This window comes from Candidatus Bathyarchaeia archaeon (genome assembly GCA_035935655.1).
Taxonomy (GTDB): domain Archaea; phylum Thermoproteota; class Bathyarchaeia; order 40CM-2-53-6; family 40CM-2-53-6; genus 40CM-2-53-6.
In genome coordinates this window covers 21,228-33,791 of record DASYWW010000015.1, presented here as the reverse complement: position 1 = coordinate 33,791, position 12,564 = coordinate 21,228, and the positions used below count along the sequence as shown (strand labels likewise).

14 protein-coding genes are annotated in these 12,564 nt (G+C 50.4%); 3 read left to right on the top strand and 11 right to left on the bottom strand.

The genetic code is table 11. The features are described 5' to 3' along the window. Positions 1-12: 12 nt before the first annotated feature. From VGS11_03420 to VGS11_03375, 10 genes are all read right to left on the bottom strand, one after another. Positions 13-1,041, bottom strand: a complete 1,029-nt coding sequence (locus tag VGS11_03420) for an NAD-dependent epimerase/dehydratase family protein (GenBank protein ID HEV2119146.1) — start codon at positions 1,039-1,041, stop codon at positions 13-15. Positions 1,042-1,068: 27 nt separating this feature from the next. Further along, positions 1,069-1,833: a class I SAM-dependent methyltransferase gene (locus VGS11_03415; protein ID HEV2119145.1), complete on the bottom strand. Its 765-nt coding sequence runs from the start codon at positions 1,831-1,833 to the stop codon at positions 1,069-1,071. Beyond that, positions 1,757-2,944: a glycosyltransferase family 4 protein gene (locus tag VGS11_03410; protein HEV2119144.1), complete on the bottom strand. Its 1,188-nt coding sequence runs from the start codon at positions 2,942-2,944 to the stop codon at positions 1,757-1,759. Before VGS11_03410 ends, VGS11_03415 begins: the two co-directional genes overlap by 77 nt. A 62-nt stretch (positions 2,945-3,006) precedes the next feature. Further along, positions 3,007-4,473 carry a radical SAM protein gene (locus tag VGS11_03405; protein HEV2119143.1) on the bottom strand — a complete coding sequence of 489 codons (1,467 nt, stop codon included), beginning with the start codon at positions 4,471-4,473 and terminating at the stop codon, positions 3,007-3,009. A 41-nt stretch (positions 4,474-4,514) separates the two neighbouring features. Beyond that, entirely contained in the window at positions 4,515-5,546 is a 1,032-nt protein-coding gene (locus VGS11_03400) for a glycosyltransferase family 2 protein (protein HEV2119142.1), read from the bottom strand. Then, on the bottom strand, positions 5,540-6,292 hold the full coding sequence (locus VGS11_03395; GenBank protein ID HEV2119141.1) for a glycosyltransferase: 753 nt from the start codon (positions 6,290-6,292) through the stop codon (positions 5,540-5,542). Before VGS11_03395 ends, VGS11_03400 begins: the two co-directional genes overlap by 7 nt. Before the next feature lie 22 nt (positions 6,293-6,314). After that, positions 6,315-6,518, bottom strand: a complete 204-nt coding sequence (locus tag VGS11_03390; GenBank protein HEV2119140.1) for a hypothetical protein — start codon at positions 6,516-6,518, stop codon at positions 6,315-6,317. Between the two features lie 108 nt (positions 6,519-6,626). Continuing rightward, positions 6,627-8,090, bottom strand: a complete 1,464-nt coding sequence (locus VGS11_03385; GenBank protein HEV2119139.1) for a hypothetical protein — start codon at positions 8,088-8,090, stop codon at positions 6,627-6,629. A 512-nt stretch (positions 8,091-8,602) separates the two neighbouring features. Next, positions 8,603-8,839 carry a hypothetical protein gene (locus VGS11_03380; protein HEV2119138.1) on the bottom strand — a complete coding sequence of 79 codons (237 nt, stop codon included), beginning with the start codon at positions 8,837-8,839 and terminating at the stop codon, positions 8,603-8,605. 240 nt (positions 8,840-9,079) lie between these two features. Further along, positions 9,080-10,228 carry a transposase gene (locus VGS11_03375; GenBank protein ID HEV2119137.1) on the bottom strand — a complete coding sequence of 383 codons (1,149 nt, stop codon included), beginning with the start codon at positions 10,226-10,228 and terminating at the stop codon, positions 9,080-9,082. Between the two features lie 160 nt (positions 10,229-10,388). Here VGS11_03375 and VGS11_03370 point away from each other — a divergent pair, with 160 nt between their 5' ends. Next, positions 10,389-10,955, top strand: coding sequence for a hypothetical protein (locus VGS11_03370; GenBank protein ID HEV2119136.1), 567 nt, complete (start codon positions 10,389-10,391; stop codon positions 10,953-10,955). 12 nt (positions 10,956-10,967) lie between these two features. Here VGS11_03370 and VGS11_03365 read toward each other — a convergent pair whose 3' ends face one another. Beyond that, positions 10,968-11,837, bottom strand: coding sequence for a metallophosphoesterase (locus VGS11_03365; GenBank protein HEV2119135.1), 870 nt, complete (start codon positions 11,835-11,837; stop codon positions 10,968-10,970). 98 nt (positions 11,838-11,935) lie between these two features. Here VGS11_03365 and VGS11_03360 point away from each other — a divergent pair, with 98 nt between their 5' ends. Then, positions 11,936-12,343 carry a hypothetical protein gene (locus VGS11_03360; GenBank protein ID HEV2119134.1) on the top strand — a complete coding sequence of 136 codons (408 nt, stop codon included), beginning with the start codon at positions 11,936-11,938 and terminating at the stop codon, positions 12,341-12,343. Positions 12,344-12,402: 59 nt separating this feature from the next. Then, positions 12,403-12,555, top strand: a complete 153-nt coding sequence (locus tag VGS11_03355) for a hypothetical protein (protein HEV2119133.1) — start codon at positions 12,403-12,405, stop codon at positions 12,553-12,555. Positions 12,556-12,564 lie beyond the last annotated feature (9 nt).

Sequence of the window (12,564 nt, the reverse complement as noted above, 5' to 3'; positions counted from 1 at the left end):
GCTATTCTTCGCTCAGTTCGCAAATAAGGTCTTGTTTGTCTCGACCCAAGCAGCAAGTTTCTCAATGCCCTCTACCGGGGAAATCCTTGGCGTCCATCCGAGGAGTTCTGTCGCCTTCGAGATATCGCAGGCAAAGTATCGAAGGTCGCCCAATCTCTCCGGCCCGAATGTGACCTTAGGCTTTCGTTTCGTTGTCTTCTGGATCAGATCGAGGCACTCCAGCAGGGAAACGCTGAACTTTTTTCCTCCCCCAATGTTGTAGATCCCAGGTTTTCCCCTCTTGTAGAAGGCGTAGAACGCTTCTGCGACGTCTGAAACATACACAATGTCCCTGACCTGCTTTCCGGTTCCGAAAACCGTTATCGGTTTGTTCAATATCGTTCTGATGGTAAAGTTCGCAACCCAGCCGTGGTCTTCGCCGCCAAATTGGCGGGGTCCATACATTCCTGTGAGACGAAATACAGCCGCACGTAATCCATAACTGTCTATGAATGCTTGGCAATACAGTTCGCCGGATCTCTTCGAAGCATGCAGCGGCGTAACTGTCCCTTGCATAACAGGACGCTGTTCATCTATCTCAGGGGGGTCTGACACGTATCGTTTCTCGGTTTCCTTTAGTGTGTTGTTGATTTTGTTTCCATACACGTGAATGCTTGAACAAGAAACGACTGGAATGCTAAGCGACTTGGCGACTTTCAGAACGTTGAGCGTGCCAACTACGTTGGTTGAAAAATCGAGATCAGGATTCTCGATGCTGATGGTCATGGCAGGTTGCGCAGCAGTGTGAACCACATAATCGGACCCTTTTGCGGCGGCGGAAAGTTCCTCGTAGTTTCTTATGTCGCCCCTGATGATTGTTGCACCGACCTTATTGAGGAGATCCACAATGTGTCTTCGGGCCGAGTTTCGATCATAACCTGTCCTCAGAAGCTCGTATTCAGTAAGATTGTCGAAGGCGACAACTTCATCGCCCTTGTTTGCAAAATACTCGCACGTATGTGAGCCTAGAAGGCCACAGCCACCAGTAACAAGAACCCTCATATTAGACGACTCTCTTGCGGCGAGGATTCATTCCTGCGAGTTGAGGGCATTTTCTATCGTTTTAGCGAAGCCATTCTTTCGAAAGACGACATACACGTCGGAGTAGTATAGAAAGGCTGGGAGCATTGGTCCAACATAGCCCTTGTCATAGAGCCAGGGAATCATTCGACTGGCCGGCACTTTCACACTTTTCCGCCGGACCTTCACAGGCGTGAGAGCCCCGCCGCTTTGTCTTACGAAAGAATCGACGATTTCAGCTTCCGACTTGTATTCGCTCACATGGTCGGGTGAAAGTACTCTTTCGCCCCTTGCATTTCGGGATCTTGCAAAGAGACGACCAAGAAGTCCCTTGACAGGGGTCGAGGCAATCAGTAATCCATCAGGCCTTAAGATGCGCGAGGCCTCTGCGATGGCCCTGCGTTGGTCAGCCACATGCTCTATCGCTTGGTGAGATACCACAACATCCGCGACATTGTCTTGCAAAGGCACGTTTTCTGCCATAGACATAATGCAGAATTGAGCAGAACTATTCTCAATGATCTGTCGAAGACAGTTTTTTGAAACATCAACGCCGATAAGGGTGCGCCCGCGCTTCATCATGTTTAACAGGAGTCCTTCTCCGCATCCGAGATCGACGACGACAGCTCGGGGAGGAGACTGCGACTCTATGTCAGAGACGCTTTCGAAATGGTACCATACCAAATAAGGATGTTTTCTAGGATACGATTGGCTCTCCCCTGGGAATTTCCTCGAGTGCCGATAAGAGGGTATCCGAAACACCTTTCCAGTCATACTTCCGGACAAAATCCTTGCCTCTCCGCCCCAGGTCTTTTCGTTTGCTATCGTTGTCCAATACGTCAAGTGTAGCTTTGGCAAATTCGGCAGTGTTTCTGAATCTGACCAGAGACATTCCCTCTTGAAAGAACTCTCTGTACACGGGGAGATCGTAAGCGACTACAGGGATTCCACAGGCGAGAGCTTCGCACACAGCTAATCCCCAACCGTACCCGGCTTCATGGTCTGGATAAAGGAGAATCTTGCTGGACTTCATCAGTCCGAAGGGGGAAGCTCTGAACCCTAGCATGTCCACGTTGCGAGCTATGTTTTTAGCACGAAGTGATTCAACCAACATGTCAACATAGTACGGCGAGCCGCTACCGACGATCGCGAGTCTCGCATCGCTTTTGATGGCGACTACCTTTTCCCAAATTTCGGCTAGGTCGAGCACACCTTTCCCAGGATGAATTCTTCCAACAAAGCACGCGTCGTAGGGGGAGTCAATTCCACTTTCCGCGGCTTCAATTTGGGCTAGGTCAACTCCTCCGCTCGAGATGAAGATTTTTTCTTCAGGTATGCCACATCGGATCAGTTGGCCCCTAGTCGTTGAATTCAGTACTATCACAAGGTCGGCGTATCGCCTCATCAAGGAAAAGCTCAATCTTTGCAAGAAGAACGAAATCACATCCCTGACGAAGGAGAGTTGTCTTGAAAAAGGAGGAGGTATCACAAAGAACACGTGGGCCGCCCACGTAGCACGATCCCCGCAGACGCGCCTTAAGAAGGCGGCTGGGATGACATTACAGATGAAATCCCCTGGAGTGTACAACATGATTTGCTTCCCGTAGGGTAGCCTCATGACGCAGGTGTTTAGAGCCCTAGCTATGAAGAGCAGTGGGATAGCCAACAGAGATGGTGCCCTCTCGAGGAACGAGCCGGGGATAATTTCGTAGTCCGCATCAAGCCCGCAACTTTCGCACAGAGTCTTGCCGTTCTTCGGGCACGCTACGCTTACCTCTACCCCTTTCCGTTGCCAGTTGCGACAAAGTTCAATGAAAACCCTGTCTCCGCCTCCGAGGATATCGGGGGACAGGAAGTGGTTTGCTAAGACTTGTATCCGGAACATAAGATTCCTCGTCTAGAGTAACCTTAGCGGAATGCCTCTGCGGGCTCTTGTTGAGGCTAGACTCACGAGAGCTGGTTCGGGGAAAAATCCTTTACGTGACCAAAAATATTCTTGGCTCCCCGAACCATGAATTTCACATCACGAAGACTTCGAATAGAAACCACCTTCCGAATAATGAATTCCGGGTCAAAGGCTACCTTGTAGAGTCCTTGTACTATTTCCATCACTTCTTCATCCCTCATCGGAGTTTTCAATATCGGTTCCCTCATGTCATATCTATCCCAGTCTTCGGTCTTCAACCAACCGTTTGCTTTTGCCTGCTCGAAAAGCATGGTTCCAGGGTATGGGATGACAATGGTTACTTGCCAAGTTTTCGCATATCCTTTCTTTAACAAATATTTTGCAGTATTGACTGTCTTCATTGCTTCGTCCCTGGTCTCCCATGGGTACCCGAACATTATGGTGAGATGGGGATCAAGTCCAGCTTCGCTCGCCATCTTACAGGTGTCTATCTGCTCCTTCTCAGTGACTCCTTTGTTCAGCATGTCTAGTGTTTTCTGGTTGGCAGATTCCAACCCGTAGAGAATGAACCTAAACCCTGCCTTCTTCATCAGTCTGTAATCTTCAGCCGAAAGAGCTCCGAATCGCATGTTGCAACCGATGAGGATCTTCTTGTTGAGTCCAGTTTGGATCATGCCGTTGCAGAATTTCTGGAGCCATTCTCCGACAGGGAAAGTACCTGTGTCGTCGAATACCTCCTTGACGCCATACTTCTCGCTTAGAATTCCGACTTCTTGCAGGTAGGATTCTGGTCTCCTGACATTGAAGGAGGGATAGTGGATTGTCCAAGAACAGAACGTGCATCCGCCTCCCGCCCTATACCAGCAGTCTCTTCCTACCATCGTGTATGTCCCTGGAGTGTACTTGTAGTTGCCATTGTGGACGCTGTAGAGCCTCCACTTGGTGAGGTCTCGGTCGATGAGCGGAGCCTCGCTCAAGTTGTGTCGTTGCGAAAACTTCCCAGTTGACTCGAACGATCCATTGACTCTGTACCAAACTCCCGGTTCCATCTTACCTCTTCCATCGAGGTAGTCGGCGAGACTCTTGATGGAGAAGTCGAAGTCTCCACCGGTAATTACGTAATCTACCTCACTATTTCGGAGCGTTTCTTCAGGGTAGGCAGTCACGTGGTCGCCACACAGAACAGTCTTCGTGCCTGGACTGACCCGTTTGATATCGGAAATACTCTTCCAGTAGCGCTTTATCACAGGGGCCTTAGCTTCGATCGCGACTAGGTCAGGGGTTTCCTTGGCTATCTCGTGCAACCACTGGTCATAGGATTTCTGCTCCGAAATGGCATCGTCCCATTTGGTCTCATAGCCTGCAGCTTTGAGCATAGTAGCGGCGGACGCTGGAACCATGGGGTAAATGTAAGTGGGCTCGTTGAAATACTGGAACTGCCTATTCTGAGAAAGAAGTGGAGTTCCTTTGTCGGTAGGAATAGGTGGGTAAGAAACAGAGACTTTCAAGTAGCGACAGGCCTTATTTCAAACGGCGCCGTTGACGTGCGTCATATATTAGATTTGTAACTGGCCGCGTGCGTGTCAATTTTTCTAGAAAGAAGACCTTTGATGAAATATGCGCCATACCAAAGGTGAGTTGCAAACGCTCCAAGGAAGATTGGACCCACAAGGTTGGGACTCCGCCGTCTGAAGCCGATCATCACAGCTCCAATCCCAATCAGGAGAAAATAGGCGAGCAGAGCAAGGAGAGACAGATACCTAAAACCTTCGTCAAGATAACCCAAGAGCAAGATCGCGGGAATGCCCAGTAGGAAGAGCGAAGGAATGAAGTATAGAAGTCGCCTACTGTTCTCGGGAAATTTCTTCGAAAAATACCCTCGGTGAAGCCCGTACCCAGCGATCTGTTTCAGGTGAGGACGAAACAGCAATCTGCGGTGATGATAGACCATCACATCAGGTGCATATAGAGCGTCCCCACCCATTCTGTAGACCAAATCTCGACAAAACTTCGTATCTTCTCCAGGCCAATATGTGGAGTCGAATCCCCCCACATCTTGGAATGCGGATCGGCGAACAATCAGATTGACCGTAGGTAGATCATCACATCTTCGAGGAAGCTTAGCCGAATGTCTGAAGCTCAATGGTCCAGATCCAAGAAATGATGATAATATTTCGCCACTCGCCTTCTGCATTGCGCTATCGGACTGAGGAGTGAGACCCGGTCCTCCAACAGCGGAGACCTTAGGATCATCAAAATACTTGATGCAATTCCTCAGCCAGTCTTTGTCGGGATAGGCATCTCCATCAATAAAGGCGATGACTTCACCCTTTGCAGCGTCCACGCCCATGTTCCTCTTTTCAGAAGGTTTCACAGGTCCTGTTGGTAGGACCCGAATCCGGTCTTCGTGTAGGGTTCCATCGAAGTCGGGTAACACTAGGAGCTCGAATCGTGGATAGTCAAGTTGCAGGCACCCCTGGATGCACTCAGTTGTGTAAGAATCAATTGCCATGCAGGCCACTATGATCGATACTAATGGAGGGTCATGATGTGGAAGGATTCCTTGAGCCGTTTCTACCACTGAATTATTGGATCATATGTGTCCGACATTGAAGCTTTGTTTGCCTGATACCACCGCTTTATCCGTAATCGGTACGCGATTCCAAGAAGGTCGACGAGCATTCGGAAAACTTGTCGGGCGCTGAACGTAGCCTTTAGGTCAATGTTAACGGGTAGTTCCTTTATCGTGAAATTGAAGAGTGAGGCTACCGCCAACAGCTCGGCGTCGAAGGCGTATCTCTTTACAGAAAGGAGAGGCAGAACTTGGTATAGGGCTGAGCTCCTTGCGGCTTTTAGCCCAGCTTGCGTGTCTGTTGCGTTTACTCCCGTAAGGAGACGTTCGAGGATGTTGAATCCGAGGCTGAGAAATCGACGCATCGTGGGGGTTCGAACTGTTGAGAGGGGGTGTCGCTTAGACCCGATCGCGAAATCTGCCGATTCTAGTGCGTTGACATAATTCATCAGTTCTTTGGCGTGAATTTCAGAGTCGCTGTCGATGAGGAAGGCAAACTGTCCCGTGGCGTGGTAGAGGCCCACTTTGATTGCGTGCCCCTTGCCCTGATTCATGTCATACCCTACGATCTTGAACTTCTTGTTTGTGAGTTCTTCGACGATTTTTCGGGTATCATCATCGCTCCCATCATCAACGACGATTATCTCGTAGTCTTCGGACATGGCTGCAAACTGCTTGTTCACGTCTGCGATGCTTCTTCCGATGCAGTCCCCTTCGTTGTACGCAGGCATGACGATGGAAATCCTATTCTTCACAAAACCTTCGACAAGTTCTGACTCAGGCCGAGTCAGGCGGTCTACTGTTGCTGGGGTGAGAATGTTTTCGGCTCTCCCGTATCGTGACTATTACTTGGATCGCGATGCCAAGAACGAGGGAGTAGAAAGCGTAGTTTGCAATGTTATCGGCCTCCTTCGGTCTGCCGGTTGCTAGTAGAGTGGCAGCCGAGATTAGAAGAGTCATGAACGCGAGTACGAACGGCATCCCTGGGTTCGACCTGAAGTAGTTCTTCAGCTGATTGACTTTCGTTTCTATTCAGTCCCTTGTTCCCGGTGGTAATGTAACCATCGAACAAATTTCGCTTTGAATCCTCTAGTTATACGTGTAGAGGGCTAGATCCCCGTTCTGGAGGAGAACGCTGAAGCCGGCCGGGACGGTTGGTTGGTTGTGCCAGCCCGACCCATCTATCCACCATATCATCAGAATCGAGAAGTATCCCTCTGATCTCGCGATCTCAACACCTCGTAGGGGAGCGTTGTACTGATAGTTGATCAATTGACTATTCAGTGAAGGGAGGTAGGCTCTAGCCCAACCGTAGATCGCTTGGTGGGTTATCAGGACTGTTTCTGGATTGATTCTCGCAGCTGCAGAGTCCAGTAGCGATCTCAAATTTCCTAGGTCAGACAGTGGGATTGTGTCTTGGACCATGGAAGTTGGTAACAATTCCGAGTACACAGTGTAGTACACCATCGCCTGCTGGGCAGGGAGCGCAATGTAGAGCATTGCTGAGACCATTAGAACAGTGGAGAATGTTGGCAAAATTAGTTTATGGAAATTTCGGCCCCAACCAATTCTCGGGGGAACAGATTCTAATATCTTGTAGAACCCTGCTGTAGCGAAAATGCAGATTGGTATATCCAAGAGAAGTGACCATCGATAACTCTGGACGATCGGGCCGAAGAAGGGCAGCATGGCCGTAGCAACGGTTGCGATACAGAAGACGGACCAGGTTCGAAGCTCAATGTTCGGAACCTTTCGAAATCCGATGAGTATCAGCGGGACTAGGGCTAGATACGCGTATCCCAGGAATCCAAGGCTCAAACTCGCACTAGTGAGAGTTGGCACTGGGGCTTGTTGGCTGACGAGTCCGATTCCGGGGACGATCAATCCCGCGTATGCCGTTGCGAGAAACAGAACGACTCCCGGCAAGGCTAACTTCACCATTCCTGCGAATTCGTCCTGTTGCTTTCTAGCTAGCGCTTTGAGGGCTCTAGCCCCTACCAAGACCAATGCGATTACTCCGGTAAGCTGGTCTGCGGCGACGGCCAATATTATCAACGCAGATAGCAGGGCTTGTTTTCTGGGACCCTCCATGTCCTCGATCAAAGGGAGGCTCACGAGGATGAATGTTAGTCCGAGCATGTTTCTGTAGAGGTCCCAGCTGATTCTCAATGTCACAAAATACAGTGATGTTAGTAGCGCGCCTCCGATTGCTTGTTTGTCTGGCCACTTTAGTCCGATTCGTAGGAACCTAAACAGTGCCCAGATCATGGTTCCGTACAGGATGGGTCCCATGACCTTGAAGATCCAGACAGGATTCACTCTTGTCAGAATATGCACGGGCACCGAGATCATGTACATCAGCGGGGCAGTCCCTAGAATTTCTAGGAACCCTGCTTTTCCTGCTGCCCAGTCTAGGGTGTTGGGGACGTAGAATGCGATGGTGTCCCATCCTACAGGGTAGGGTCCGACGAGGATCTCTGGTATTGATCGTATGAAGACTGGTACTAGAAACGCTGCAAGGGCAAATCTCTTGGATCTTACTGCTCTCCCCAACGCTGTGGGGATCTCTCTGATCTTCTTCAGTTGGAGGCCAAGCCCATCACTGTTTCCGTTCGGAATCTAGCCATTTTTCTGATCTCTCGCGCTTCGATCCAGCTGGTTGTCTTGGAAGATTCTCGTAGCCTGTCGGTGGATTCGGAGGCCTCGCGCATCTTTTTTTCTGTTAACTAAATCATGACCCCCCGGGGGGTTTGTTTTTCGCGCGCCCCGCCCTTCATGAAACGCTGAGAATCGCACGTTCAGCTGCTCTCGCGTGGCCCTTCTTCCTTCATGGCCCGAACCATTCTTGGAAATCGCCCATTATCAGCCCTGATCTCGATTCTGAACCATGCCTAGATTTCGATCGTAAATCGTTCGTGAAAACCGGGTTAGCACCAGCAAACGCGTTTCCGTCAAAGCCTGTATCGCGCCCCGAATCAGCTGTCTCGCCGGAGTCTGTGCCAGACAGGAAATCTTTCGATCAAAAGGGGGGGACTAGCGAGTGCATCCCGTGACGCAAGAGTGGTTTATCCGAGAATCCCGAGGCCCATCGCGTTAGCGAAGGCCGTTTCAAACCGCCATACGAAGGCGGAACCGTTACCCCATTCTACAGCCAGCTCACTCGCCCTGGTAGCGAGTATTCTTCCCTTAGCTAGGACTCTTCCGATACCTGTCTCCAATGCCATCGCCAGCTTCGCCAGTATCCGCATCAACGTCTCCGCCATCAGTCCGCTGCGCACCTTGTCCACCCACCGTATCGTCAAGTCCACCAAACCCCTCTCCATACGAGAAAGAGAGCTAAACCAAAGACGCCTCCTCAAACCCCGAGCCTTCATCCCGATCAAGACCTCGCGAGTAATCGGTTCATTCAGAATTCCTTCAGAAAGAAAGACCCGACCTGCACTCCTCTCTCCAGTTGTAGAACCTACTATCCGCATAACTCACTAAGGCGCCTTAGAGCGTGCGGTCAATTCTGTTCATATATAATTCATTTGCGGGTTCTGCTAGATCTGCGCGAAACGACCTAGCTTGCCTCCATCGACTCTGAGGATTACCGTCGTCGTCGGGTTCCCCTTCACTGCTTCATCTGGAGGCCCGTTGGGGCTGAACCTCAGCCCTCTCGCAGCTATGTTCCTAGCCGCGTTCTCATCCCTGTCTAGCGTGGCTCCACAGTGTGGACACCATAGTCTTCGTCTGGTGCTCTCTAGGGTCTTGTACCCGCATATTGAGCACCGTTTGGACGTGTTCCTAGCAGGAACGTAGATTACCTTCACTCCTTCCCATCGCGCCTTATACTCTACCTGTCGCTGCAGCTCTCCATAACTCCAACTGTTCATCCTCGCCCGATAGTTTCTGCTCTGCCCATTATCTTTCTGAAAGAGTCTTCTCATCCCGGTCAGTCTCTCCATTATTATGCCATACCGTCGAGTCTTCGCATTCTCGACAATTCTCTTGGACACGTTGTGGAGTATTGGTAGTACACGGTTCCGCTGCTTCTCTCCATACTTGGAAAAGATCTGCGCTCTTGTTCGGGAGTCGTTTCTCTTGAATCGACTCTTGACAAACCGGTATGTAGACTTGATCCCGGTCGCCTTTGACAAGTCGAATGTCTTGACCATTCCATTCGCTGATGCAGTTGTCACGTTGTCCAGGTTACGATCTACCCCAATGTATCCTTCGGGCTCGATCTCAACTGTCTCTTTCGAGTAGCTGATACTGAGCGCGTCGGGTGTAAAGGTAACCGAGTGGACATTGAGCCCTGAGAGGACCTGGAGCGTATGACTGTTTAGCTTGACATACACGTACTCTCGAGGTTTAACCGGGACTCTGAGAAGACCATTCTGGATTTTGAACCCGTAGCACGTGGTCAACATCAACCTCCTAGCATACGGAACGGTTGCCCGGGGGTTCATCTTCTTGTTGGCCTTTCGATGGTTGTGAAGAATCCCGGTAGCCGTACTGACGGCACACAGCCTGTAGTAGCCAAGGATGTCACGACTGAGATGATGATAGGACTTCGACGATAGAGTCTTGAGACTGGAAACGTTCTCTTTTGTTCCGATAGCGATGCAGACGTTCACCATATGTCTGAACTCGTCTAGGAGCCGTAAAAGTTCGGCTGAGGCATGGTTTTTCTGTCTGATCGTCTTCACCGCCAGCACTCGGCCGCGACCCAAACAAGGGAATTGCTTTTCGTGCTAAATAGCCAGAGAGGATGACGAACCCGGCCGCACGAGAGCGAATCGTCATCCAGAAAGAGTTAACAATCCTTCAATCCAACGAAGAGTTTGCAGTGTCTTTTCTAACAAAAAAATGACCCAAAGAGTTTCGCGGAACTATGCCTTTTGCGTAGTACATGGCAGGGTCAACCGATCATCCATGCCGGTTAAGGTCCGTCGGAGGCATGCCAGTTTTATACCGGTACCTCTCTACCATATATCCAACAAGCGAAGGGATACGGGACCAAAGACACACGGTTACAAGAACATGGCTGTCGACAAGAAAGTCCTCAAGACATGCGTCGTCTGTAAACGCAAATTTCTAGGCTGGTTCTCCGAGAAATACTGCAGCGACGACTGTCGAATCGAAGGAACGCGATTAAAGAATAGAAACCGCCAGCGAAAGGGCAGGAAAGTTCTCGACCTCCGCGAGGGAGCCATCAGCCAACAACTAGGCGAACTAGGACTCAGCGACACACAATATCCAATGTACAACCACGAACTGGTAACAACAATGTATGCCAACGTAAGCCTCTACCATGGCCGCGATGGAAAGCGACACGTCAGATCCTACTATGACCTTCTACGCGAGATCGCCAAACTGAACGGTGGAGACACTAGTAAGATACTCGCTAGGCTCGCGCCTCGCGAACAAAACTAGCAGATAAGATCTTTACTGCGCGAGACGTCGTAAATCCTCTACCTTGCCTAGAAATGTTCCATCGAACAAGTACGCCTCGCCATTTTCAAAATCCACCGCCCCTGAACGCAGGACGGGTCCCATGTACTCCTTGTAGAGTTCCGTCCATCCTTCCTGGTAGTTCTTGTTGATCGGTTGTCCTCCCAGATAATCGTTGAATGACGGCATAATGATACAGTCAGCATCGGCAATAGTGACCCCGAATTTTTTCTTCACTTCATCAGCCGCGTCCCCATTGAACTTCGCATCTTCGCGTCTCAACACTCCCTCCGCCAACTTCTTCCCATCGCTCTTCGCCCTCACCCATGCCTGCCGTGTAATCCTGAATCCCAGCGGGTCTTTGAAAACAACCACTGGATGCAAGTGACCCATCACTAGGAACTTGCAACCGAGTAGGGGCGGCGCCGGCCAAGCATGGCCATGGAATAATCCAACAGTATCCCAGAGAACCATTCCATTAGATTTGTTGATCTTAACCGACGAGGGAGTCAAAGGCTCAAGGTTACCATCATGATTTCCAGGAACCACTTCTACATCGGGTATGATCTCGACGAGGCTATCGAAGAATTCCGGGACGTACTTCCACTCCTCCAGTTCAACCTTCGAGACAGCATGCTTCACATCCCCGAGTAAAACCAACCGTTTCGGATTCGTTTCTGCAAGAATTTTTCGCAGCTTTTCGAGCAGTCGAGGCACCTGAGAGGGCACATGTATTCCCTGGTGTGCTAGGGTCACCTCCCATCCGAGATGGAGGTCAGCGATGACCAGGACCCGTTCTCCCTTGCGCTCTATGAGAAGAGCTGGTCGGTCCGCCACTGATTTGACAGTAACATCCGCGGCCACTAAGTATGCCTGCCCCGCTCAAATTCGTCTCTCTTCAATGAAAAGGTATTCTTAGCGCGTGACAACTATCCAAGTAGGGATCTAGTTCGCCACCGACCGTGAACGAAAACAGGATACTCAAGGCTGCGTGTCAGGAGATAGTTCGGACAAAGATCCTCTCTGAGGAGCAAAAGCAGATGCTAACGAATGTTTTCCAGAAGAGGTTCCAACAAGCCCTAGACCTGGTCGAAGCGGGGAAAGTTCGGAAGTACCAGTTCACGCCGAGCCGACGGACCGTCTGGGTGGTCACTGGTCGGGGCCGGGACTATCAAGTTCTCCCGGACAGCATGTTCTGCACATGCGACGATTACTATTTCCGTGTAATGGAGCACAAGAAACAATTATGCTATCATATCATCGCTCAACAGCTCTCCGAGGCTGTGAGCAAGCAAGATGTGACGGAGGTAACTGACGCGCGCTACCCGGAGATTACCTCGAAATTTACCACGATTGCACCACGAGAGTAATCTCAAGGTTTTAGTAGCCGTTTCCGAGGGTTGTCGAGAACGAACCCGTGTGAGCCGAAGTGTCCTACAATCTTGACCCTAACCAGGAGTTCGCCCTACTCCAACTCCTGCTCTACATCTTCAGTTTCGTCTGTCTCATCCTGATCTTCCTCTACATCGCAGCTGAGCGACCAGGGGAAGGAAAGAAGAAGGCCGCAGAGGAAGAAGAATAAATCGTCCTA

Coding starts and splice junctions, on each gene's coding strand:
- VGS11_03420 (HEV2119146.1), bottom strand. CDS start 1,041: ATGAGGGTTCTTGTTACTGGTGGCTGTGGCCTTCTAGGCTCACATACG.
- VGS11_03410 (HEV2119144.1), bottom strand. CDS start 2,944: ATGTTCCGGATACAAGTCTTAGCAAACCACTTCCTGTCCCCCGATATC.
- VGS11_03370 (HEV2119136.1), top strand. CDS start 10,389: ATGACCCAAAGAGTTTCGCGGAACTATGCCTTTTGCGTAGTACATGGC.
- VGS11_03390 (HEV2119140.1), bottom strand. CDS start 6,518: ATGCCGTTCGTACTCGCGTTCATGACTCTTCTAATCTCGGCTGCCACT.
- VGS11_03415 (HEV2119145.1), bottom strand. CDS start 1,833: ATGACTGGAAAGGTGTTTCGGATACCCTCTTATCGGCACTCGAGGAAA.